Below are 23,173 nucleotides of genomic sequence, written 5' to 3' on the forward strand. Positions count from 1 at the left end.
GGAAAATCGAGGGCCCGCCGCGGCGCTGAGGCCGGCCCTGTCGTCCTGCGGCTCTTTGGGTGCGGTTCAGCCCGTCCTGCGCAGGGCCTCGGAGAGACGGCCGGCGGCGTCGATGACGGCCTGCGCGTGCATCCGCCCCGGATGCCTGGTCAGCCGCTCGATGGGCCCGGAGACCGAGACAGCGGCCACGACCCGGTTCGACGGCCCGCGCACCGGCGCCGACACCGACGCGACCCCCGGCTCCCGCTCGCCGATCGACTGGGCCCAGCCCCGGCGCCGTACGCCGGACAGGGCGGTCGCCGTGAAGCGGGCGCCTTGCAGGCCCCGGTGCAGCCGCTCGGGCTCCTCCCAGGCCATCAGGATCTGGGCGGAGGAACCGGCCTTCATCGTGAGCGTCGAGCCGACCGGCACGGTGTCCCGCAGTCCGGACAGCCGCTCGGCCGCCGCTACGCAGATCCGCATGTCTCCCTGGCGGCGGTACAGCTGCGCGCTCTCGCCCGTGACGTCCCGCAGGTGCGTGAGGACCGGGCCCGCCGTCGCCAGCAGGCGGTCCTCGCCGGCCGCCGCCGCCAGCTCCGCGAGCCGCGGGCCGAGGATGAACCGGCCCTGCATGTCACGGGCGACCATGCGGTGATGTTCCAGGGCCACGGCCAGCCGGTGAGCCGTGGGTCGAGCCAGTCCGGTGGCCGCGACCAGTCCTGCCAGGGTCGCGGGTCCGGACTCCAGAGCGCTCAGGACAAGGGCTGCCTTGTCCAGAACGCCGACGCCGCTACTGTTGTCCATGCAACGATACTCCCGTCTCACTCTGTGAAACGCAAGTTCATTTTCCCGTGAGACGCGCAACCCTTGGGACTACAGCCGCCCGCAGACCGAACGGGCGCGGTGGCGGGTGCCCGGAATCCGGGGTGGGCGCCGCCTCCAATATCTCTAGTTGCGCCGGAGCCACACCGTCCGGTCGGAGGGAACAGCGATGGGTAGGACACTCGCGGAGAAAGTCTGGGACGACCATGTCGTCCGGCGCGCGGAGGGCGAGCCCGACCTTCTCTTCATCGATCTGCACCTGCTGCACGAGGTGACCAGCCCGCAGGCCTTCGACGGGCTGCGCAAGAGCGGCCGTACGGTCCGCCGCCTCGACCTCACCATCGCGACCGAGGACCACAACACCCCGACCCTCGACATCGACAAGCCGATCGCGGACCCCGTCTCCCGGGTCCAGCTGGAGACGCTGCGCAAGAACGCGGCCGAGTTCGGCGTCCGGCTGCACCCGCTGGGCGACGTCGAGCAGGGCGTCGTCCATGTCGTCGGCCCCCAGCTGGGCCTGACCCAGCCCGGCATGACCGTCGTCTGCGGCGACTCGCACACCTCCACGCACGGCGCGTTCGGCGGTCTGGCGTTCGGGATCGGCACCTCCCAGGTGGAGCACGTGCTGGCCACCCAGACGCTGCCGCTGGTGCGCCCGAAGACCATGGCCATCACGGTCGACGGCGAACTGCCCGACGGCGTCACCGCCAAGGACCTGATCCTGGCGATCATCGCGCGGATCGGCACCGGCGGCGGCCAGGGCTACGTCCTGGAGTACCGCGGCTCCGCCATCGAGAAGCTCTCGATGGAGGCCCGGATGACCATCTGCAACATGTCCATCGAGGCCGGCGCCCGCGCGGGCATGATCGCCCCCGACGAGACCACCTTCGCCTACCTCAAGGGCCGCGCCCACGCCCCCGAGGGCGAGGACTGGGACGCCGCCGTCGCGTACTGGAAGACGCTGAAGACGGACGACGACGCGGTCTTCGACGCCGAGGTCGTCATCAAGGCGGAGGAACTCTCCCCGTTCGTCACCTGGGGCACCAACCCCGGCCAGGGCGCGCCCCTTTCGGCGAACGTCCCCGACCCGGCCTCGTACGAAGACGCATCGGAGCGGCTCGCCGCCGAAAAGGCCCTGGAATACATGGGGTTGGAGGCCGGGCAGCCGCTGCGGACCATCAACGTGGACACCGTCTTCGTAGGTTCCTGCACCAACGGGCGGATCGAGGACCTGCGCGCCGCCGCCGACATCCTGAAAGACCGCAAAGTCGCCGACGGCGTACGGATGCTGGTCGTCCCCGGCTCCGCGCGCGTGGGTCTCCAGGCCGTCGCCGAGGGTCTGGACGTCGTCTTCAAGGACGCCGGCGCCGAGTGGCGGCACGCGGGCTGCTCGATGTGTCTGGGCATGAACCCCGACCAGCTGGCCCCCGGTGAGCGCTCCGCGTCCACCTCCAACCGCAACTTCGAGGGCCGGCAGGGCAAGGGCGGCCGGACCCACCTGGTGTCCCCGCAGGTCGCCGCCGCCACGGCCGTCCTGGGCCATCTGGCCTCCCCCGCCGACCTCTCCGACGCCCCCGCCGACCGTACGCCCGCTGGAGTCTGATCAGCCATGGAAGCCTTCACCACGCACACCGGACGGGCCGTCCCGCTGCGCCGCTCCAACGTCGACACCGACCAGATCATCCCTGCTCACTGGCTCAAGAAGGTCACCAGGGACGGGTTCGAGGACGGACTGTTCGAGGCCTGGCGCAAGGACCCGGAGTTCGTCCTCAACCGCCCCGAGCACGCGGGCGCGACCGTCCTGGTCGCGGGCCCCGACTTCGGCACCGGCTCCTCCCGCGAGCACGCCGTGTGGGCGCTTCAGAACTACGGTTTCAAGACGGTCATCTCCCCCCGTTTCGCCGATATCTTCCGCGGTAACTCGCTGAAGAACGGCCTGCTCACGGTCATCCTGGAGCAGAAAGTCGTGGATTCGCTGTGGGCGCTCGTCGAGCGCGACCCGCAGGCCGAGATCACGGTCGATCTGGAGGCGCTGGAAGTCCGCGCCGAGGGCGTCACCGCCTCCTTCGAGCTGGACGACAACGCCCGCTGGCGGCTGCTGAACGGCCTGGACGACATCTCCATCACGCTCCAGAACGAGGCGGACATCGCCGCCTACGAGGCCAAGCGCCCCTCGTACAAGCCGCGCACGCTCCAGGTCTGACCAGGAGCCGTCCGTACAGGTCGACTTTCGGCCACCTCAGCCTCTTCCGTACCCCCGATCGGACCGATCGGGGGTACGGCTGTTTCCGCACCCGTTCGGCCCCCCGCCGATACCGGAAACTTTCCAACTTCCCACGTTAGAGCGGGTGTTGTCGGGGTAGGCGACCGCTGTGAACACCGCGTACAACAGTGCCCCGACGGCTCCCTGAGGCGGCAGTTGCACCCCTGGCGGGCGACAACTCGCCCCAGATGGCACAATCTGTGCATGGAACACGACGGCCAACTCACGCTGTACGGCGCGGTCGCGGACCAACTCAAAGAAGCGCACACAAGAGTGCGCGCACTGCAAGTCCCGGAGGGCGTACGGATGGCGCTGACCCGGAAGCTGCTGGTCATTACGGCCGCGGCCAAGCACGATCTCGCCGACGCGGCAAGTCGTCTTGAGCGGTTCCTGGCTGACCTCGACGAGGGGCGAATCCCCGGCGAGGAACGCTGAACAGCCCAATGCGGTCGAGTCCGTTGCGGCACAAGGGTGATAACCCCGTTTCGTGTTTGATTTGCGGTATATATCTGCCTAACGTGCGAAAAAGCTTGAACACTTTCGTTCTGGCAATGTCTCCGAAGGGGAAGACGTGAACAAGGCGCAGCTCGTAGAAGCGATTGCCGACAAGGTCGGCGGCCGTCAGAACGCCGCCGAGGCGGTGGACGCGGTCCTGGACGCCATCGTCCGTGCCGTCGTCGCCGGTGACCGGGTCTCCGTGACCGGTTTCGGGTCGTTCGAGAAGGTCGACCGTCCCGCCCGCTACGCTCGCAACCCCCAGACGGGCGAGCGGGTTCGGGTCAAGAAGACCTCCGTTCCGCGCTTCCGCGCCGGCCAGGGCTTCAAGGACCTGGTCAGCGGTTCGAAGAAGCTCCCGAAGAACGAGGTGGCCGTCAAGAAGGCCCCCAAGGGCAGCCTGAGCGGCACCGCTTCGGCGACGGTCAAGAAGGCCGCCGCGAAGAAGGCCGCCCCGGCGAAGAAGGCCGCCGCCGCCAAGAAGGCCGCCCCGGCCAAGAAGACGGCGACCAAGGCCGCGGCCAAGAAGACGACCGCGAAGAAGGCGGCCACCACCGCCAAGAAGACGGCGACGAAGAAGGCGGTCGCCAAGAAGGCCCCGGCCAAGAAGTCGACCGCGCGCAAGACCACCGCCAAGAAGGCCACCGCCCGCCAGGCGTAAGGGTTTTCGGGCACTCACGCGCCGGGCCGGACTTCCGCGATCAGCGGAGTCCGGCCCGCGGCGTGTCCAAGAGGGGCTCAGACGGCCGGAGTTCGGGTCCCGGGCGCCCAAGGTCCAGGAGAGCCGGGTGAGTTGCCGCGGGCCGCGCTCAGAACGTCTGCAACGTCACCAGCGTGATCTCACGAGCGTCCCCCGCTCCCGTCACCTCGATCCGCACCCGCTGCCCCACCCGCAGCAGCCGCAGACCCCCCGCGTCGAACGCCTCCGCGCCGAACGCGAGCGGGGTGCCGTCGTCCAGGAGCACCTGTCCCGTACGGGTCCCGGGGTCGTATGTGTAAGCCGTGGCCTGCATGCGCGCAGCCTACTGCCCGGGTATCAGCAGCCGGGCCGCCGCTGCGGCCGTGCGCGGACCCACCCCGAGCGCCAGCGCCGCCCGCAGATCGTCCCCGGTGTCCACGTCCTGCCGTACCGATTCCAGTGCGGACAAAGGGAGTTCGGCCGCGCCGGAGACCGTGTGGCGGCGGCGGGAATCCCGGCCGAAGCACGGGCGCAGGGGATGTCCGGGAGTTGCCGTCAGCAAAGTCGTGCCTATGCCCGCGGCATCGGGGAGAAATGCGCGCGGGAATTGCGCCGCCGCGTCGAGAGCCCGGGCCAATTCCGCCGGGCGCAGTGCCGGGAGATCCGCGTTCAGCGCCGCGAGGGCGGTTTCCGGGACCGCCGAGCGCACGGCGCGCTCGCCGTGCGCCAGCGCCGCGTTGAGCCCCGTACGCGGCTCGTCGGGCACGATCCGCGCGCCCAGGGCGGCCAGTTCGCGGCCCGCCAGGGGGTCGTCCGTGACGACCGCCACACCCCGCACGGCCGTCGCCGCGAGCGCCGCGGCCACCGTGTCCTGGGCGAACGCCAGGGCCAGGCCCGGCCGCAGGCCCTCGCCTGCCGTGTCCGACAGCCTGCTCTTCGCCCGGGCCAGGGGCTTCAGGGGAATGACCAACATCCACTGCACCGGCGTACCGTCCCTTGCTCGACGCGCACATTGTCACCCGGCTGCAACCCTGCCCATCTGGCGGTTCTTCCGTCTGGGCGTACCGTGTTCTCGACAGTCCGGCGGACCGGGGGCGCGCGTGTGCGGCTCCGGGGCCCCGGAGCGAGCCCCGGAACAGGCCACGGGACGCCTGGTTTCCGATCAGGAAGAGGTAGGTGTCCGCGTGCCCCGCCGGAGAATCGGCTTCTGGTACCGCTTCGCCGCGGTGCTGTGCAAACCGCCGCTGGTGGCTTTGATCAAGCGTGACTGGCGCGGAATGGAGCACATTCCGGCCGAGGGTGGATTTATCACCGCGGTCAACCACAATTCCCACGTCGACCCGTTCGCATACGCGCACTATCAGTACAACACGGGACGCGTCCCCCGATTCCTGGCGAAGAGCGGACTTTTCAAGAAGGGATTCATCGGCGCCGCGATGCGCGGCACCGGACAGATCCCCGTCTACCGCGAGTCGACCGACGCGCTCAGCGCCTTCCGGGCCGCCGTCGACGCCGTCGAGCGCGGCGAGTGCGTGGCCTTCTACCCCGAGGGCACCCTGACCCGCGACCCCGACCAGTGGCCCATGACCGGCAAGACCGGCGCCGCGCGCGTGGCCCTGGCGACCCGCTGCCCCGTCGTGCCCGTCGCCCAGTGGGGCGTCAATGAACTGCTGCCGCCGTACGCGAAGAAGCCGGACCTCCTGCCGCGCAAGACGCACCACGTGCTGGCCGGCCCGCCCGTGGACCTCTCCCGGTTCTACGGCAAGGAGATGACACCCGACCTCCTCAAGGAGGCCACCGAGGTCATCATGGCCGCCGTCACCGCCCTGCTGGAGGAGATCCGGGGCGAGAAGGCGCCGAAGACGCCGTACGATCCGCGCCGGGAACGGATCGAGCAGCGGCGCCGCACCGAGGCGCAGGCAGGGCACGAAGGAGAGAACGGCCAGTGAGCGAGCCCGTCAAGGCGGCAGTCCTCAGCGCAGGTTCATGGGGCACGGCGTTCGCCGTCGTGCTCGCCGACGCGGGCTGCGAGGTGACCCTGTGGGCCCGCCGCCCCGAAGTCGCCGAAGCGATCAACTCCCAGCGGCAGAACCCCGATTACTTCCCCGGCGTCGAACTCCCCGCCGGTGTGCGGGCGACCACCGATCCGGCCGAGGCGATGGCCGGCGCCGACTTCACGGTCCTGTCGATCCCCTCGCAGACCCTGCGCGCCAACCTCGCCGACTGGACCCCGCTGCTCGCCCCGGACACCGTCCTCGTCTCGCTGATGAAGGGCGTCGAACTCGGTACGACGATGCGGATGACGGAGGTGATCCAGGACGTCACCAAGGTCGCCGCCGAGCGGATCGCCGTCGTCACCGGGCCCAACCTCGCGCGCGAGATCGCCACCCGCAGGCCCGCCGCGGCCGTCGTCGCCTGTACCGACGAAGCCGTCGCGCGGCGGCTCCAAACCGCTTGCCACACCCCGTACTTCAGGCCCTACACCAACACCGACGTGGTGGGCTGCGAACTCGGCGGGGCGGTAAAGAACGTGATCGGCCTGGCAGTTGGCATCGCCGACGGGATGGGGCTCGGCGACAACGCCAAGGGGTCTTTGATCACAAGGGGGTTGGCGGAGACGACCCGCCTCGGCCTCGCGATGGGCGCCGACCCGCTGACGTTCTCCGGCCTCGCGGGACTCGGCGACCTGGTGGCGACCTGCTCCTCCCCGCTGTCGCGCAACCACACCTTCGGCACCAACCTCGGCAAGGGCATGACCCTCCAGGAGACCATCGCCGTCACCCGGCAGACCGCCGAGGGCGTCAAGTCCTGCCAGTCCGTCCTGGACCTGGCCCGCCGGCACGAGGTCGACATGCCCATCACGGAGACGGTCGTCGAGATCGTCCACGAGGGCAAGCCGCCGGTGGTCGCCCTGAAGGAACTGATGTCGCGCAGCGCGAAGCCCGAGCGACGCTGAGCACCTCCTTTTTGAGCGCTCGGTTCGCCTCCGGGGCGCTTTGAGCCGGTGTCGAGGGAGCGGCCGTGCTCACCCCTTCGGGCCTCCGCGCGCCCGCTCCCTCGACACCGGCGCGCCCCTTCGGCTCACTCGCGGGCGGCCGAGCGCTGACTCAGGCCCTACCAACGGGTACCCTCATGCCGATATGAGCACCGAGAACCTCCCCCAGAGCCCCGAGGCGCAGTCTGTCCGTAAGCCGCGGGTGGCCGTCGTGTTCGGTGGGCGCAGTTCCGAGCACGGGATTTCCGTGGTCACCGCCGGCGCCGTGCTGAAGGCGATCGACCGGACGAAGTACGACGTCCTGCCGATCGGCATCACCCGGGACGGCCGCTGGGCGCTCACGGCCGACGAGCCGGAGCGGATGGCGATCACCGACCGGCGCACCCCCGAGGTCGACGACCTCACCGACGGCGGCGAGGGCGGCGTGGTGCTCCCGCTGGACCCCGCGAGCCGCGAAGTCGTCCTCAGCGCGCCGGGATCGGTGCCCAAGGCGCTCGGCGACGTCGACGTCGTCTTCCCCGTCCTGCACGGCCCCTACGGCGAGGACGGCACCCTCCAGGGCCTCCTCGAACTCTCCGGCGTCCCCTACGTCGGCTCGGGCGTCCTCGCCTCGGCCGTCGGGCAGGACAAGGAGTACATGAAGCGGGTGTTCACCTCCTTCGGCCTCGCCGTCGGCCCCTACGTGGTGATCCGGCCCCGCGAGTGGGAGCGCGACAACCCCGCCGCCCGCAAGAAGATCGTCGACTTCGCCGCCGAACACGGCTGGCCGCTCTTCGTGAAGCCCGCGCGCGCGGGCTCCTCGATCGGCATCACCAAGGTCGACGACCTCGCCGGCCTGGACGACGCCATCGCCGAGGCCCAGCGCCACGACCCCAAGATCCTCGTCGAGGCCGCGCTGACCGGCCGTGAGATCGAGTGCGGCGTCCTGGAGTTCCCCGAGGGCCCCCGCGCCTCCGTGCCCGCCGAGATCCCGCCGCCCTCCGCGCACGCGTACTACGACTTCGACGCCAAGTACATCGACTCCACACCGGGGTTGGTCCCCGCGCCGCTGAGCGCCGAGGAGACCGCCGAGGTCCAGAAGCTCGCGATCGACGCCTTCGAGGCGGCCTCCTGCGAGGGGCTCGTGCGCGCCGACTTCTTCCTCACCGACACCGGCTTCGTCATCAACGAGATCAACACCCTGCCCGGGTTCACCCCGATCTCCATGTACCCGAAGATGTGGGAGGCGAGCGGGGTGGGGTACGGGGAGCTGGTGGAGCGGTTGATCCAGGCGGCGCTGGACCGGTCGACGGGGCTGCGCTAGAGCGACGCGAAGCCTTGAGGGGCGCTCAGTCGGCGATGCCCTCCGGCACCGTCTTCTTGATGGCCGGCGCCAGATCGATCAGCGGCCCCATGCCGTCCTTCGCACGGGAGGACGGCAGCCGCACCTCCACATAGACGCGGCGCAGGGTCGTCGTGAAGACGTACCCCCCGTCCGACTGCTTCTCCACCAGCCAGCCGACACCGTCCGCCTCGCCCCCGTCGGCCTGGGGATCGTCCATCTTCGCGGGCTTCCCGACACCGCAGCGCAGTATGATCGCCGGGTCCCCCCACCCGGCCGTCAGCGCTGACGCGGGCTCGGGATCGTGTCGGCTCAGGTCGTCGACCTTCGCCGGCAGTGCCTTGTCCAACGCCTCACAGATCTTCACGACCGGGGCGGACGGACGGGGAACCGTCACCGACGCGTCGTCGTCCCCTGAGGAGCAGCCTGCGACGGCGATCAAGGACGCGAGGACGGGCACGCCGAGGCGCCGGTGCGGGAAAAGAGTCACCGGCCAAGGTTAGACGGGGGCTAGAGATGGACGACGGGGCAGGTCAGGGTTCTCGTGATGCCCTCCACCTGCTGGACCCGGGCGACCACCAGCCGGCCGAGCTCGTCGACCGTGTCGGCCTGGGCCCGCACGATCACGTCGTACGGACCGGTCACGTCCTCGGCCCGCACGACTCCGGGAATCCTGCCGATCGTCTCGGCGACGGCCGACGCCTTGCCGACCTCCGTCTGGATCAGGATGTACGCCTGTACCACGGAACCTCCAGGGCGGCCACGAGGATCATGTGGGGAAAAGGAACGCCACGGTATCGCGTCGCCGCGCACCGCGGGGAGACCTGCGCCGACCGGGGCCCGCGCGCCGGGGTGGCGGCGCGACAGAAGTTGACGGTCACCTCGACCGTATCGAGGACACTGGTCATGCGCGACCGGGCACGCACAGGCACAGAAGGGGCGCCAAGGCGATGAAGGGCACTGTTGGTGAGCTGGGGGAGTTCGGGCTCATCCGGGAGCTGACCTCCCGTCTCACCACGACCCCGGCGGTCCGCATCGGCCCCGGCGACGACGCCGCGGTCGTCGCCGCCCCCGACCGGCGGGTCGTGGCGAGCACCGACATCCTCCTGGAGGGCCGGCACTTCCGCCGCGACTGGTCCACCGCCTACGACGTCGGCCGCAAGGCCGCCGCCCAGAACCTCGCCGACATCGCCGCCATGGGCGCCGTCCCCACCGCCCTGCTGCTCGGCCTCGTCGTCCCCGCCGAACTCCCCGTGACCTGGCCGACCGAGCTGATGGACGGGCTGCGCGACGAGTGCCAGGTCGCCGGCGCCTCCGTCGTCGGCGGTGACGTCGTGCGCGGCGACACCATCATGGTGTCGATCACCGCGCTCGGCGATCTGCGCGGCCAGGAGCCGGTCACCCGCTCCGGCGCCCAGCCCGGCGACCTCGTCGCGGTCACCGGCTGGCTCGGCTGGTCCGCCGCCGGGTACGCCGTCCTGGTGCGCGGCTTCCGCTCGCCGCGCGCCTTCGTCGAGGCCCACCGCCGCCCCGAACCGCCCTACCACGCCGGTCCCGCCGCCGCCGCGCTCGGCGCCACCGCCATGTGCGACGTCAGCGACGGGCTGATCGCCGACCTCGGGCACATCGCCGAGGCCAGCAAGGTCCGCATCGACATCCGCTCCGCCGCGATCGACGTCCCCACCCAGATGAACGACATCGGGCAGGCCGTCGGCGTCGACCCCATGCAGTGGGTGCTGACCGGGGGAGAGGACCACGCGATCGTCGCGACCTTCCCGCCCGACGTGAAGCTCCCCGCCCGCTGGAAGGTCATCGGCGAGGTTCTCAACCCCTCCGTGCTGCCCCAGGTGACCGTCGACGGCGCCCCCTGGACCAAGCAGACCGGCTGGGACCACTTCGGGGACACCGAGTGACCCCGCCGCCCCGGGTCCTCACCGTCGCCGGCTCCGACTCCGGCGGCGGCGCCGGGATCCAGGCCGACCTCAAGACGATGCTCGCGCTCGGCGTCCACGGCATGAGCGTCGTGACCGCCGTCACCGCCCAGAACTCCCTCGGCGTCCAAGGCGCTTGGGAACTCCCCGCCGACGCCGTCCGCGCCCAGTACCGCAGCGTGGTCGACGACATCGGCGTCCAGGCCGTGAAGACCGGCATGCTGGCCTCCGCCGCCCTGGTCGAGACGGTCGCCGAACTGCTGTCGGCCACGGCCGCCCCGGCCGTCGTCGACCCCGTCGGCATCTCGAAGCACGGCGACGAACTCCTGGCCTCCTCCGCCCTCGACTCCGTACGCCGGCTGCTGCTGCCGGCGGCCACCGTCGCGACCCCCAACCTCGACGAGGTCCTGCGGCTGACCGGCGTCCGCGTCGAGTCCGAGGCCGGGATGAAGGAGGCCGCGGCGGCGGTCCTGTCCTACGGGCCGCGCTGGGCGCTGATCAAGGGGGGCCATCTGGACGGGGACGCCGTCGACCTGCTGACGGACGGCCACGAGGAGCACTGGCTGCGCGCGGAGCGGCTGGACAATCGGCACACCCATGGGACGGGGTGCACGCTGGCGTCCGCGATCGCGTCAGGGCTGGCGAAGGGGGCTTCCGTGCCGGCGGCGGTCTTCGCGGCCAAGGAGTACGTGACCGGGGCGATCAGGGGTGGCTTTGCGCTGGGGGCGGGCATCGGGCCGGTGGATCATGGGTGGCGGATGCGGGGCTGAGGGACACGGACGGGGGTCGGGTCCGGGTCGCTGGGGCGCTTGCCTGGATTCAGCATGCCGCAGCCGCCGATTCCGCGTCCCGGCCTGTGGATAACTCCGGGCTTGTGGACAAGTCCGCGCCTGTGCAAAAAGCCGACCCACCTCTCGGTGGATCGGCTCTGAGCAGCGAACCAGCTATGGCCGCGCGCTTTAGCGACTCTGCGTCAGCGCGAGACCTTGCCGGCCTTGATGCACGAGGTGCAAGCGTTCACGCGCTTCGGCGTCCCGCTCACCACGGTACGCACACGCTGGATGTTCGGGTTCCAGCGACGGGACGTACGGCGGTGCGAGTGCGAGATGTTGTTGCCGAAGCCCGGCCCCTTGCCGCAGACGTCGCAGTTGGCAGCCACGGGTCACTCCAAAGACTTCAGATGCACTTACGGTTGATCCCGGCAGGCCGAGATCTAGGATCCGAAGTGGCTTTGCCAGGGGGAATGGCCCGAACGAATCGGGCAACCGCAGCAGCATACAACGACTGCCGCAGTTCAACGAAACTACCACGATCGGTCTACGCTGCGTCCAATCCAGCAGCTCAAGGAGGCGCAGGTGGCGCAGGTGCCGCAGACATTCCTCGATGCTCTCGCGGTGCGCACCTGGTGCGGTCTCGCCCTGCGCGCCCTGGGCGGGGCGCGCGAGGAGATCGACGCGATCAATGTGTATCCGGTCGCGGACGGGGACACCGGCACGAACCTCTACCTGACCGTCGAATCCGCCGTCACGGCCGTGGAGGCGGTGTTCGCCGGGTACGAACTGGACGCCGACCAGGCGCCCTCCCTCGCCGACACCGCCCGCGCGATGGCGCACGGCGCTCTCATAGGCGCGCGCGGCAACTCCGGCACGATCCTCGCCCAGCTGCTGCGCGGCGTGGCCCACGTCCTGACCGACGAGAGCGCGCCCGGGAGTGAGCGGGATCACGCCGGAGCCCTCGCCCGGGCCCTCCGGTACGCCGCCGACTCCGCCCGCCAGGCCGTCGCCCACCCCGTCGAAGGAACCGTCCTGTCCGTCGCCTCCGCCGCGGCCGACGCCGCCGGACGCACCGACGGCGACTGCGCGACCGTCGCCCGCGCGGCCCACCAGGCGGCCTGCACGGCGCTGGCGGCCACTCCGGGCCAGCTCGCCGTGCTCGGGCAGGCCGGGGTCGTCGACGCCGGCGGACGGGGACTCGTCGTCGTCCTGGGCGCGCTCGTCGAGACGTTCACCGGGCAGGCGCCGGGCGGCAGCGGACCCCACGCGCGCGCGGGACGCGGGGTGCCGACGAGCGCAGGGATCGGGGTCCCCGCGCGCGTGCGTGAACCGGAGAGCTGCGCGGCCGACGGGGGCGGGCCGGCCTTCGAGGTGATCTATCTGCTGGACGCCGACGACAGCGCCGTGGACCGGCTGCGCGCCCGCCTCGACGCCCTGGGGGACTCCCTGGTGGTCGTCGGCGGGGACGGGCTGTGGAACGTGCATGTGCACGTCGACGACGCCGGGGCCGCCGTGGAGGCCGGCGTCGAGGCGGGCCGGCCGCACCGCATCCGGATCACCCACTTCGGCGCCGGGGACGCGCACACGCGCGGGGAACGGGCGCCGCAGGAACGCGTCCAGCGCGCGGTCGTCGCCGTCGTCCCCGGCGAAGGGCTCGCCGGGCTGTACGCGGACGCCGGCGCCACCACCGTCCTCGCCCGGCCCGGGGAGGCGCCCGCGAGCGGCGAGCTGGTCGAGGCGGTGCGGCGGGCGCACGCGCGCGAGGTGGTGCTGCTGCCCAACGACGCCGATCTGCGGCACACCGCCGCCGCAGCCGCCGAGCAGGCCCGCGCGGAGGGCATCCGGGTCGCGCTGATCCCGACCCGGTCCGCGGTCCAGGGCATCGCCGCGCTCGCCGTCCACGAGCCGGACCGGCGCTTCGACGAGGACGTCGTCTCCATGACCTCCGCGGCCGGCGCGACCCGCTACGCCGAAGTCACCGTCGCCGAGCGGCAGTCCTGGACCATGGCCGGCATCTGCCAGGCCGGCGACGTCCTGGGCCTGGTCGAGGGCGACGTCGCCGTCATCGGCGCCGACGTCGCCGCCACCGCCCAGGCCGTCCTGGACCGGATGCTCTCGGCGGGCGGCGAACTCGTCACCCTCGTCCTGGGCGACGACGCCCCCGAGGACGTCGTCCAGCAGCTCCAGGCCCGCGTCCGCGAGGCGTACCTGGCCGTCGACACGGTGGTGTACCGGGGCGGGCGGCAGGGCTCGCTGCTGCTGATCGGCGTCGAGTAGAGCGCCGGGCGACTGACGCGCGCGTACCCGCCGAGGCTCCTTGGGGAGCGCCGATCAGCCACGCGCGCGGCCCCTCACCCGTTCTCCCGCACCACCTGCAACAGCTGCTCCGCCTCCAGCACCCGCCCCTGGGCGATCTCGTCGTCCTCCGGCGCGTGCGCGTAGGCGTTCAGGACGCCCCGCGCGCGGGAGCCCGCCTCCGGGTAGCGGCCCAGGTCGGTGGCGAGCCAGCCGGCGGCGAGTTCGGCGCCGGTGCGCGGCTCCAGGGCGCCCCCGCCCAGGGCGGCGAACACGGCGACGGCCTCGCAGACCTGCTCCAGAGCGTCCTCCAGGGCTGCGCTGATGGAGTCGTCGTCGGCGTCCTCGGCGGCCGAGCGGGCGAGGAGGTCGCCGAACTGGCGGTGGGTGTGGCCCAGTTCGGTCACCAGGCGCACGCGCGCCTCCTCGCCGTCCACGGTGTCCAGGGCGTCGGCGCACTCGGTGACCGCGTCCGTCATCAGCGCGCGGGCGCCGCCGGTGCCGTCCTCGGTGCGCAGCGACAGCCACGCACGCGCGCGCAGGGAGCGCACCAGGCCGTGCACGTTGCCCAGGTCCCGCCACAGCTCACCCGCGCGCGCGTAGGCCTGGTCGGCCTCCCCGAGGAGCCCTGCGTGGCTGAGGGACTCGGCGGCGAGGTGGGCGAGGGTGGCGTGGTCGTGCTGCTCGGGCCAGTGCCGGGCGATCTCGGCCGCCTGGAGCCGCCGTTCGGCCGCCGCCCGGTGCTCGCCCAGCTCGCTGAGACAGTCCCCGAGCCACCACTTGGTCTGGACGACCGTCCCGTCGCCGTGGGTCTCCTCGCTCAGGTCGGCCAGCGCCGACTCCAGCACCTCCGCCGCCTCCGACCAGCGGCCGAGCCGGACCAGGTGGCCGCCCAGCTGATGGCGGGCCCAGGCGCCGAACGCGGGCCCCTGCCCCGACTCGTCGGCCCAGTGCGTGGCCTCCAGGGCGTGCTCAGCCGCCTCCTGGGCCTCACCCCGGCCCCCGACCACCTCGGCGAGCTGCAAGTGCAGCTGCGCGCGTCCTGCGGCCTCCAGGTACGGTCCGCCGTGCTCCAGGGCCGCCCGCAGCGCCCGCTCGGCCTCCGCCAAGTCGTCCAGCTGGTGCGCGAGTGAGGCCAGCCGGGCCTCGTACTCGACGGCGTGCCAGGGCAGTCCGCCGGCCACGAACTCCTCCGCCGCCCGCGCCAGCAGCCGCGCGCCCTCCTGCGGCTCGCCGCCCAGCAAGGCCAGCTCCGCGAGCATCGCGTGCCCCTCGGCGACGCGCGCGACGAGCCGTACGTCCCCCTCGGCCCGCCCGTCGACCAGCGCCAGCAGCTCCCGCACGGCCGTCTCGGCGGCGACGTACGGCTCCTCCCCAGAAGCCCTCTCCCCAGAAGCCTCCTCGCCGGAAGCCTCCGCCCCGGCGTCCGCCAGGTGCACGTTCCGCATCAGGATGCGGGCCCGGGCCATCAGGACCCCGGCGGTCTGTCGGACCCCGGTGCCCTCGTTCGCGTAGAGGGCGAGGACGTCGTCGTAGGGGCCCTCCACAGCCGTCAGGGCGGTGGACACGTCGTCGTCGGACAGGGACTGGACGAACGCCGCACGCGCGCGGGTCGCCAGGGCCTCGCCCGGGTCGCCCGCCTCCTCGTACAGGGCCGCCGCGCGGGTGAACGCTTCCAGGCCTCCGGGGCCCAGGGACAGCGCCTCGTGCTCGGCGATCTCCGCGCGGTCGCGCGCCGGCAACGGGGTGTCCCCGGCCGCCTCCGCGACCGCCGCCCACGCCTCCACCGCGTCCGGCAGCAGGCCCTCCGACTGCCGGCGGGCCTCCTTCAGCAGCGCCGCCAGATCCGGCGCCGACTCCGTGGCCGGCTCCGCCAGGACGTGCGGCACGGGAGCCGGACGCGGCGCGCGCACGCCCAAGGGCAGCCGGTCCGCCAGCGGCTCCTGGTCCATCCGCGCGCGGGCACGCTCACCCACGTACGGCGTCCCGTTGCGCGCGTCGAACCGCGCGGCCAGCTCCAGGGCCTCCCCGCGCGCGTGGAGCGCCAGTTCGGCCGCCGTCCAGGAGCGGCCCGCCGGACCCGGCACCCGCTGCCCGCCCAGGCCCAGCGCGCACAGCCGGTCCATGACCAGCGCGACCACGCTCAGGAAGTCCAGCTTGCTGCGCGGATGACCGTCGTCGGTGAAGTACGCCGGACGCTCCGCCAGCAGCTCCAGCGCCCGCGCCTCGTTCCCCGACAGCGCGCAGAACTCCACATGGTCCGCGTACGCGCCCCGCATGCTCTCCATGGCCCGCACCAGCCGCAGACCCCGCAGATGGTGCGCCCGCGCCTCCTCGGGGCGGCCCAGGCGCAGCAGCGGCAGCAAGGACGACGCCAGGACGCTGTGCGGCTCGTGCGCGCACGAGAACTCGCCCCGCAGGACCGGCGCCCACAGCTCCAGCGCCTCCTCGTCCCGCCCGCGCTCCGCCCGCCACCAGCCCTGCCCGTGCAGCTCGCACGCGTGACAGTCGGCCATCGTGTCCCGGTCCGCCGCCAGCCACGCCGTGAACGCCCGCTCCGCGCGCGGGACGTCGCCCACATGCGAGGCCACACTGAACTCCGCGCCGCGCACCGCCCGTTCGGAGTGGCCCGCCAGCCGGTAGCGGTGCTCCATCTCCGCCAGCCACTTCTCCACCGACGCCAGCGGCACGTGCGGCTGGTCCAGCATCCCCGCCGACATCCACTTGAACACCCAGTGCAGCGTGTGCGCCTCGTACGCGTCGAAGTCCTCAGGGCGCTCGTCCCACATCCGCAGCAACCGCGCGAACGGGACGAACATCTTGTCCTTCTCGGAGCTGTAGTTGTAGACCTTCAGCTGATGCCCCAGCGCCTCGATCACGGCCAGCGGGACATCCAGCTTCTCCGCCTCCACCAGCAGCTGCTCCGCGCGCGCGTTGCGCGCCGGGCCCTCCGGCTGCTCGCCGTTCTCCGCGATCGCCCGCCGCAGCGCCTCGAACTCCACGCTCTCACTCATCGCCGACCCTCTCCCTGCGCCCCGGGCTCCCCATACGCCGCCCACTCCAGCAGGCCGGCGAACGCCCGGTTCAGCAGCGCCGAGTCCGCGGGCCTGAGGGGCCGCTGAGCCATCAGCAGCGCCTGCCCGTACAGCGACTCCGCCGCCGTCCCGACCAGCTCCGGGTCCCGCAGCGAACTGATCCGCCGGATCAGCGGGTTGAGATGGTTGAGCACCAGCCGCGCGCGGGGCGTCTCCCCACGCAGCGAACCCAGGATGCCCGCCCACAGGTCGTCCGCCTGCGCCTGCGCCTCCGCGCGCGCCTGCTCGTGCCTCGCGCGCCGGTCCTCCAGGTGCAGCGCGGGCACCGACAGCGGCAGGAACGACCTCAGGACGACGTCACACCCCAAGGGGTCCAGCTTCGCCCGCGCGGCGGCCAGGAAACCCGCCAGCGCCAGCTCCTGCGCCGGGTCGACGGCGTCCAGATGGGCCGTCACCGTCTCGGAGTCCAGCTCCGCGACCGCCGTCCCCGCGCGGACCGACGGCAGCGCCTCGACCAGCTCCGCGTCGTACGTGTAACCGCCGTTGACCACCCCGATGCCCTGCGCCGACGCGATCGGGGCGACCTGGCGGAACTCCTCCACCGTGCGCGTGAAGTGCACGACCCGGTGGCGCTGCGCGAACTCCTCCAGGGACAGCCGGCCGTCCGTCGTCTCGAACGGCAGCCACGGCAGCATCGTCCGCAGCATCTCCCGGTCGTGCCGCGCCAGCGACTTCACGCCCAGGTGATGCACCGCCAGGAACGCCGCGAGCCGCTCCGGATCGCCCGCCGCCAGCCCCGACAGCCACCCCCGGATGCGCTCGCCCAGCGCGTCCCGCACGGCCGCCAGCGTCTCGTCCTCGTACAGCGACTCGCGCGACGCCGTGGGCCGCAGCGCGTCCGTGTCCAGGACGCAGCGCACGAAGAACGCCCAGTCCGGCAGCACCTGTTCGGCCCGCTCGGTCAGCAGCATGCCCTTCAGGTGCACCCGGTGCGTCGCCCGCTGCGCCGGGGACACCGCCGACGGCAGCACATAGGCCACCCCCCGGATGCCCGCCAAAGGCACGTCCAGGTCGATCGCGTCCAGTGGCGCGAACCCGAACAGCTCCTGGCAGTGCCGCGCCAGCGCCACCCTGCGGTTCGCCGGCGAGGGGTACGCGCGGTCCCAGGGCGCCGGCAGGTCCGTCACCGCCTCCTCGTCCACCCGCACGTCGTAGGGCAGCAGTGAGCCGAAGTCCCGGGCCAGCGCCAGCACCCGGGGGCCGTCGAGCCACTCCGCCGCGCCCGCGCGCGCCTGGAGGAACACCGTGGTGCCCGGCTCGGGCCGCGCCTCGTCCGGGAGCGTGCGCACCGTGTACGAGCCGTCGTCGCGCGCCGTCCACTCCACCGGGGGCGTGCGCGGACCGCGCGCGCTGCGGCTCACCACCCGGATGCGCTCGGCCACCACGAAACAGGCCAGCAGACCGATGCCGAACTGCCCGAGGAAGTCCGAACGGGCCTCCTGAAGGCCCTCGGCCCGCTTCGAGCTGCGCCCGATCGTGGCCAGCAGACTGTGCACGTCGGCCTCGGTCAGCCCGATGCCGGTGTCCTCCACCCGCAGCGTCCCGCCGTCCGTGAACAGCCGTACGCGCGCGGGTGCTTCGGGCTCCTGCGCGCGCCGGGCCGTGATCGCGTCGACGGCGTTCTGGAGCAGCTCGCGGAGGTAGACCTTGGGGCTGGAGTAGAGGTGATGGGAGAGCAGGTCCACCAGGCCACGCAGGTCGACCTGGAAGGTATGAGGTGACTGGGATGCCTGGGATGACTGTGAGGTCTGGGAGTCCATCGTCGCAGCGCCGGTGGGGGGAGAACTCTCCGGCGCGGGGTCGGGCGGTCCCTGGTGGGGTGGTGACCGCGAAGAGGGATGGCGTGAGGCGCGCCATCCTAGGGCCGGAGCGACGCGCCTGACCAGGGGTTTCAGGACACGTATCGGCATTGTCAGTGGTGTGGTGTGCAATGGATCTCGTGCCCGCACTGGAAGAACCACTCAAAAAAGTGCTCGGCCCCGCCACCGCGAAGGTGATGGCCGAGCATCTCGGCCTGCATTCCGTGGGCGACCTCCTGCATCACTATCCGCGCAGATACGAGGAGCGCGGCCAGCTCACGCACCTCGCGGACCTGCCGATGGACGAGCACGCGACGGTCGTGGCGATGGTCGCCAACGCCCGGCTGCACACGTTCGCTTCCTCCAAAGCCCCCCGGGGCAAGGGCCAGCGACTGGAAGTCACCATCACGGACGGCAGCGGCCGGGTCCAGCTCGTCTTCTTCGGCAACGGCGTGCACAAACCGCACAAAGAACTGCTGCCCGGCACCCGCGCGATGTTCGCCGGCAAGGTCTCCGTCTTCAACCGCCGCCTGCAACTGGCCCACCCCGCCTACGAACTCCTGCGCGGCGAGAGCGACGACCCGGTGGAGACATGGGCCGGAGCCCTCATCCCGCTCTACCCCGCCACCGCCAAACTGGAGTCCTGGAAGATCGCCAAAGCGGTCCAGACGGTCCTGCCCAGCGCCCAGGAAGCCCTCGACCCCCTCCCCGCCGCCCTCCGCGAGGGCCGCGGCCTCCTGGACCTGCCCGAAGCCCTCCTGAAGATCCACCGCCCGCACACCAAGGCCGACATCGCCGACGCGCGCGCCCGCCTCAAGTGGGACGAGGCCTTCGTCCTCCAGGTCGCCCTCGCCCGCCGCCGCCACGCGGACACCCAACTCCCCGCGATCCCAAGGAAACCGGCCCCCGACGGCCTCCTCACCGCCTTCGACGACCGCCTCCCCTTCACCCTCACCGACGGCCAGCGGAAGGTCTCCAAGGAGATCTTCGACGACCTCGCGACCGACCACCCGATGCACCGGCTGCTCCAGGGCGAGGTCGGCAGCGGGAAGACCATGGTCGCCCTGCGGGCCATGCTCGCCGTCGTCGACGCCGGAGGGCAGGCCGCCATGCTCGCGCCCACCGAAGTGCTCGCGCAGCAGCATCACCGGTCGGTCGTCGAGATGATGGGGGACCTCGCCGAGGGCGGGATGCTCGGCGGGTCCGACAAGGCGACCAAGGTCGTGGTGCTCACTGGCTCCATGGGGGCCGCCGCGCGCCGGCACGCGCTGCTCGACCTCGTCACCGGGGAGGCCGGCATCGTCATCGGGACACACGCGCTGATCGAGGACAAGGTGCAGTTCCACGACCTGGGGCTGGTCGTCGTCGACGAACAGCACCGCTTCGGGGTCGAACAGCGCGACGCCCTGCGCGGCAAGGGCAAACAGCCGCCCCACCTCCTCGTCATGACCGCCACCCCCATCCCCAGGACCGTCGCCATGACCGTCTTCGGCGACCTGGAGACCTCCGTCCTCGACCAGCTCCCCGCCGGCCGCTCACCCATCGCCACCCACGTCGTCCCGGCCGCCGACAAACCCCACTTCCTCGCGCGCGCGTGGGAGCGGGTGCGCGAGGAGGCCGGCAAGGGGCATCAGGCGTACGTCGTCTGCCCCCGCATCGGGGACGAGGAGGACGACCCCAAGAAGGCCAGGAAGAAGTCCCCCGAGGACGACGCCGAGAAGCGCCCCCCGCTCGCCGTCCTCGACGTCGCCGCCCAGCTCGCCGCGGGCCCCCTCCAGGGACTCAAGGTCGAGGTGCTGCACGGCCGGATGCACCCCGACGACAAGGACGCCGTCATGCGCCGGTTCGCCGCCGGCGAGACCCAGGTCCTCGTCGCCACCACCGTCATCGAGGTCGGCGTCAACGTCCCCAACGCCACCGCGATGGTCATCATGGACGCCGACCGCTTCGGCGTCTCCCAGCTCCACCAGCTCCGGGGCCGCGTCGGACGCGGCTCGGCCGCCGGACTCTGCCTCCTGGTCACCGAGATGCCCGAGGCCAGCCCCGCCCGCCAGCGCCTGAACGCCGTCGCCTCCACCCTCGACGGCTTCGAGCTGTCCCGCATCGACCTGGAACAGCGCAGAGAGGGCGACGTCCTCGGCCAGGCCCAGTCCGGCGCCCGCTCCTCCCTGCGCGTCCTGGAGGTCATCGAGGACGAGGAGGTCATCGCCCAGGCCAGACAAGAGGCGACCACCCTGGTCGAGGCCGACCCCGAGCTGGACGGCCTCCCCGGGCTGCGGACGGCACTGGACGCGCTGCTGGACGAGGAGCGGGAGCAGTACCTGGAGAAGGGCTAGCGCCGATCAGGCTGCCAGACTGGTCGGACAACGCCGCCCACGACGAAGGAACCCCCTACATGACCCGCGTGATCGCCGGCCGGGCAGGCGGACGGCGCCTCTCCGTACCGCCCGGCACCGGCACCCGGCCCACCTCGGACAGAGCGCGCGAAGGCCTCTTCTCCACCTGGCAGGCCCTCCAGGGCGCCCCCCTCGACGGCGAACGGGTCCTGGACCTCTACGCGGGCTCCGGAGCCGTGGGCCTCGAAGCCCTCTCCCGGGGCGCCGCCCACACCCTCCTCGTCGAAGCCGACCCCAAGGCCGTGCGCACGATCCGGGAGAACGTCAAGAACCTCGGCCTGCCCGGCGCCGAAGTCCGCGCCGGCAAAGCCCAGCAGGTCGTCCAGAGCCCCCCCGCGGCCCCCTACGACGTCCTCTTCCTCGACCCCCCGTACGCCGTCCCGGATGCGGAAATCGGAGAGATCCTGCTCACACTCCGCACCGGGGGCTGGCTCGCGCCCGAAGCCCTCGTCACCGTGGAGCGCAGCACCAGGGGCGGCGAATTCCCCTGGCCGGACGGCTTCGAGGCACTGAGGTCCCGTCGCTACGGCGAGGGAACGTTTTGGTACGGTCGCGCCGCCGCCCCGTGCGAAGACGCACGATGACCGGACCGGAGAGCGAGGGATCACAAGTGCGCCGCGCCGTATGTCCCGGGTCGTTCGACCCGATCACCAACGGACACCTCGACATCATCTCCCGCGCCTCACGCCTCTACGACGAGGTCTACGTCGCGGTGATGATCAACAAGTCCAAGCAGGGACTCTTCTCCGTCGACGAGCGGATCGACCTCATCCGCCAGGTCACCGCCGACTACGGCAACGTCCGCGTGGAGTCCTTCCACGGGCTCCTCGTCGACTTCTGCAAGCAGCGCGACATCCCCGCGATCGTCAAAGGGCTGCGCGCGGTCAGCGACTTCGACTACGAACTCCAGATGGCCCAGATGAACAACGGCCTCTCCGGCGTCGAGACCCTCTTCGTGCCCACGAACCCCACCTACAGCTTCCTGTCCTCCTCCCTCGTGAAGGAGGTCGCGACCTGGGGCGGCGACGTCGCGCACCTCGTGCCCCCGCTCGTCCTGGAGGCCCTCAACGAGCGTCTGCGCAACGGCTGACCGCCTCTCACGGGGGCCGCGCGGGGGACTACAGTCGTCCCCGTCCGGCCCCTTACAGGTAGAGAGCGGCGAGCCAGGTGGACGTACAGAACAAGCTCGACGAGATCGTCACCACGGTCTCCAGCGCCCGGTCCATGCCCATGTCGGCGTCCTGCGTGGTCAACCGCGCCGAGCTGCTCGCCCTGCTGGAGGAGGTCCGCGCGGCGCTCCCCGACTCGCTCGCCCAGGCCCAGGAACTCATCGGCGGCCGGGAGCAAATGGTCGAGGAGGCCCGCCAGGAGGCGGACCGGATCATCGGGCAGGCGCACGCCGAGCGCGGCTCGCTCGTCTCCGGCACCGAGGTCGCCCGCCGCTCCCAGGCCGAGGCCGACCGCATCCTCACCGAGGCCCGCCAGGAGGCCGAGGACGTCCGCGCGGAGGCCGACGACTACGTCGACTCCAAGCTCGCCAACTTCGAGGTCGTCCTCACCAAGACCCTCGGCTCGGTCGGCCGGGGCCGCGAGAAGCTGCTGGGCACCGGGCCGGGGCTCGACGAGAACGGCTACGAGGACCCCGACGCCCCCGAGCGCAGCCACGACCCCGAGACCCTGCGCCGCGACGCCGACTCCTACGTCGACGCCAAGCTCGGCGCCTTCGAGGCCGTCCTCGCCAAGACCCTGGAGGCCGTCGGCAAGGGCCGCGCCAAGCTGCACGGCCGGATCGCCACCGACGACCTCGGCGCCCTCGCCGACGACACCACGACCTTCCAGCACTCCTCCGACGCCGACTACCTCGCCGACCTCGCGGCCCTCTCCGACCGCGAGAACCAGGCGAGCGCCCAGACCCCCGCGCCCGAGCCGGCGTACGAACCGGCCGCCGCCCAGTCGTACGGCTACCAGCAGCAGGACGGCTACGGCTACGACCCGGCGTACGCGCAGCAGGCCGACCCCTACGGCTACCAGCAGGCCGACCCGTACGCGGCGGGCGGCTACCAGGGCGGGTACGAGGGCCAGGGCGGCTACGAACAGCAGCAGCCGGCCCGCCAGCCGTACGCGCTCGACGAGACCAGCCTGTTCGACACCGGCATGATCACCCCGGAGCAGCTGCGCGCCTACGAACAGGGGCGCGGGCTCTGAGAAGTGGGTCCTGAGGGACCCGGATTGGGCTGTGGGCGAAAGCTCCAGTATCCTGGCTCTTCGGTCGCGTGTACGTCCGCGATCAGCGCTGCCCCCGAGCACCGAGGGGCGGCGTCCCTCCGGCT

At 72.0% G+C, this 23,173-nt stretch carries 22 protein-coding genes; 14 read left to right on the plus strand and 8 right to left on the minus strand.

Annotated elements, in window-relative coordinates; genetic code table 11:
• Nucleotides 1-66: 66 nt before the first annotated feature.
• Nucleotides 67-783: an IclR family transcriptional regulator NdgR gene (gene ndgR / locus ACYUD3_RS26825; protein WP_010984119.1), complete on the minus strand. Its 717-nt coding sequence runs from the start codon at nt 781-783 to the stop codon at nt 67-69.
• Between the two features lie 187 nt (nt 784-970).
• Between ndgR and leuC the strand changes: the two genes are divergently transcribed.
• The 4 genes from leuC (at nt 971) to ACYUD3_RS26845 (ending at nt 4,220) form a co-directional block, all read left to right on the plus strand.
• Nucleotides 971-2,404 (plus strand): 3-isopropylmalate dehydratase large subunit, encoded by a 1,434-nt coding sequence (gene leuC / locus ACYUD3_RS26830; protein ID WP_470974777.1) that lies wholly within the window; start codon nt 971-973, stop codon nt 2,402-2,404.
• 6 nt (nt 2,405-2,410) lie between these two features.
• On the plus strand, nt 2,411-3,004 hold the full coding sequence (leuD, locus tag ACYUD3_RS26835) for a 3-isopropylmalate dehydratase small subunit (protein WP_470974780.1): 594 nt from the start codon (nt 2,411-2,413) through the stop codon (nt 3,002-3,004).
• 264 nt (nt 3,005-3,268) lie between these two features.
• On the plus strand, nt 3,269-3,499 hold the full coding sequence (locus ACYUD3_RS26840) for an SCO5555 family protein (protein ID WP_470974783.1): 231 nt from the start codon (nt 3,269-3,271) through the stop codon (nt 3,497-3,499).
• A 136-nt stretch (nt 3,500-3,635) separates the two neighbouring features.
• The gene (locus ACYUD3_RS26845; RefSeq protein WP_470974786.1) at nt 3,636-4,220 is read left to right on the plus strand and encodes an HU family DNA-binding protein; all 585 of its coding nucleotides are present in this window, start codon (nt 3,636-3,638) and stop codon (nt 4,218-4,220) included.
• A 148-nt stretch (nt 4,221-4,368) separates the two neighbouring features.
• Here the strand turns inward: ACYUD3_RS26845 and ACYUD3_RS26850 are convergent, their stop codons facing one another.
• Complete coding sequence (locus ACYUD3_RS26850) at nt 4,369-4,572, minus strand: hypothetical protein (protein WP_470974789.1); 204 nt, start codon at nt 4,570-4,572, stop codon at nt 4,369-4,371.
• Between the two features lie 9 nt (nt 4,573-4,581).
• Nucleotides 4,582-5,220: a 2-phospho-L-lactate guanylyltransferase gene (cofC, locus tag ACYUD3_RS26855; protein WP_470974792.1), complete on the minus strand. Its 639-nt coding sequence runs from the start codon at nt 5,218-5,220 to the stop codon at nt 4,582-4,584.
• Nucleotides 5,221-5,422: 202 nt separating this feature from the next.
• Here cofC and ACYUD3_RS26860 point away from each other — a divergent pair, with 202 nt between their 5' ends.
• The 3 genes from ACYUD3_RS26860 to ACYUD3_RS26870 all read left to right on the plus strand — a co-directional run bounded on the left by ACYUD3_RS26860 (nt 5,423) and on the right by ACYUD3_RS26870 (nt 8,536).
• Nucleotides 5,423-6,187 carry a lysophospholipid acyltransferase family protein gene (locus ACYUD3_RS26860; RefSeq protein WP_470974795.1) on the plus strand — a complete coding sequence of 255 codons (765 nt, stop codon included), beginning with the start codon at nt 5,423-5,425 and terminating at the stop codon, nt 6,185-6,187.
• Nucleotides 6,184-7,194: an NAD(P)H-dependent glycerol-3-phosphate dehydrogenase gene (locus tag ACYUD3_RS26865; RefSeq protein ID WP_470974797.1), complete on the plus strand. Its 1,011-nt coding sequence runs from the start codon at nt 6,184-6,186 to the stop codon at nt 7,192-7,194. The genes ACYUD3_RS26860 and ACYUD3_RS26865 overlap by 4 nt, the downstream gene beginning before the upstream one ends.
• Nucleotides 7,195-7,378: 184 nt before the next feature.
• Nucleotides 7,379-8,536 (plus strand): D-alanine--D-alanine ligase family protein, encoded by a 1,158-nt coding sequence (locus ACYUD3_RS26870; RefSeq protein WP_470974800.1) that lies wholly within the window; start codon nt 7,379-7,381, stop codon nt 8,534-8,536.
• 25 nt (nt 8,537-8,561) lie between these two features.
• Here the strand turns inward: ACYUD3_RS26870 and ACYUD3_RS26875 are convergent, their stop codons facing one another.
• Together ACYUD3_RS26875 and ACYUD3_RS26880 are read right to left on the minus strand one after the other, a co-directional pair.
• Nucleotides 8,562-9,044: a DUF3515 domain-containing protein gene (locus ACYUD3_RS26875; RefSeq protein WP_470974803.1), complete on the minus strand. Its 483-nt coding sequence runs from the start codon at nt 9,042-9,044 to the stop codon at nt 8,562-8,564.
• Nucleotides 9,045-9,064: 20 nt separating this feature from the next.
• Nucleotides 9,065-9,298: an Lrp/AsnC family transcriptional regulator gene (locus ACYUD3_RS26880; RefSeq protein ID WP_470974806.1), complete on the minus strand. Its 234-nt coding sequence runs from the start codon at nt 9,296-9,298 to the stop codon at nt 9,065-9,067.
• A gap of 206 nt (nt 9,299-9,504) precedes the next feature.
• Between ACYUD3_RS26880 and ACYUD3_RS26885 the strand changes: the two genes are divergently transcribed.
• Together ACYUD3_RS26885 and thiD are read left to right on the plus strand one after the other, a co-directional pair.
• Nucleotides 9,505-10,467 carry a thiamine-phosphate kinase gene (locus ACYUD3_RS26885; protein ID WP_470974809.1) on the plus strand — a complete coding sequence of 321 codons (963 nt, stop codon included), beginning with the start codon at nt 9,505-9,507 and terminating at the stop codon, nt 10,465-10,467.
• Nucleotides 10,464-11,255, plus strand: a complete 792-nt coding sequence (gene thiD, locus ACYUD3_RS26890; protein ID WP_470974812.1) for a bifunctional hydroxymethylpyrimidine kinase/phosphomethylpyrimidine kinase — start codon at nt 10,464-10,466, stop codon at nt 11,253-11,255. Before ACYUD3_RS26885 ends, thiD begins: the two co-directional genes overlap by 4 nt.
• A 203-nt stretch (nt 11,256-11,458) precedes the next feature.
• Here thiD and rpmB read toward each other — a convergent pair whose 3' ends face one another.
• The gene (gene rpmB / locus ACYUD3_RS26895) at nt 11,459-11,644 is read right to left on the minus strand and encodes a 50S ribosomal protein L28 (RefSeq protein ID WP_003973430.1); all 186 of its coding nucleotides are present in this window, start codon (nt 11,642-11,644) and stop codon (nt 11,459-11,461) included.
• 196 nt (nt 11,645-11,840) lie between these two features.
• On the opposite strand from rpmB, the gene ACYUD3_RS26900 reads away from it, so the two are divergent.
• Nucleotides 11,841-13,535 carry a DAK2 domain-containing protein gene (locus ACYUD3_RS26900; RefSeq protein WP_470974815.1) on the plus strand — a complete coding sequence of 565 codons (1,695 nt, stop codon included), beginning with the start codon at nt 11,841-11,843 and terminating at the stop codon, nt 13,533-13,535.
• A gap of 74 nt (nt 13,536-13,609) precedes the next feature.
• On the opposite strand, the gene ACYUD3_RS26905 is transcribed toward ACYUD3_RS26900, so the two are convergent.
• Nucleotides 13,610-16,567 carry a tetratricopeptide repeat protein gene (locus ACYUD3_RS26905; protein WP_470974818.1) on the minus strand — a complete coding sequence of 986 codons (2,958 nt, stop codon included), beginning with the start codon at nt 16,565-16,567 and terminating at the stop codon, nt 13,610-13,612.
• On the minus strand, nt 16,564-18,408 hold the full coding sequence (locus tag ACYUD3_RS26910) for an HSP90 family protein (RefSeq protein ID WP_470974821.1): 1,845 nt from the start codon (nt 18,406-18,408) through the stop codon (nt 16,564-16,566). Before ACYUD3_RS26910 ends, ACYUD3_RS26905 begins: the two co-directional genes overlap by 4 nt.
• 170 nt (nt 18,409-18,578) lie before the next feature.
• On the opposite strand from ACYUD3_RS26910, the gene recG reads away from it, so the two are divergent.
• The 4 genes from recG (at nt 18,579) to ACYUD3_RS26930 (ending at nt 23,048) form a co-directional block, all read left to right on the plus strand.
• Complete coding sequence (gene recG / locus ACYUD3_RS26915) at nt 18,579-20,783, plus strand: ATP-dependent DNA helicase RecG (RefSeq protein ID WP_470974824.1); 2,205 nt, start codon at nt 18,579-18,581, stop codon at nt 20,781-20,783.
• Between the two features lie 59 nt (nt 20,784-20,842).
• On the plus strand, nt 20,843-21,427 hold the full coding sequence (rsmD, locus tag ACYUD3_RS26920; RefSeq protein ID WP_470974827.1) for a 16S rRNA (guanine(966)-N(2))-methyltransferase RsmD: 585 nt from the start codon (nt 20,843-20,845) through the stop codon (nt 21,425-21,427).
• 26 nt (nt 21,428-21,453) lie between these two features.
• Nucleotides 21,454-21,933: a pantetheine-phosphate adenylyltransferase gene (coaD, locus tag ACYUD3_RS26925; RefSeq protein ID WP_470974830.1), complete on the plus strand. Its 480-nt coding sequence runs from the start codon at nt 21,454-21,456 to the stop codon at nt 21,931-21,933.
• A 77-nt stretch (nt 21,934-22,010) separates the two neighbouring features.
• On the plus strand, nt 22,011-23,048 hold the full coding sequence (locus ACYUD3_RS26930) for a DivIVA domain-containing protein (RefSeq protein ID WP_470974832.1): 1,038 nt from the start codon (nt 22,011-22,013) through the stop codon (nt 23,046-23,048).
• The last annotated feature ends 125 nt before the right edge of the window (nt 23,049-23,173 follow it).

This window comes from Streptomyces sp. AMJ-169 (genome assembly GCF_055597585.1).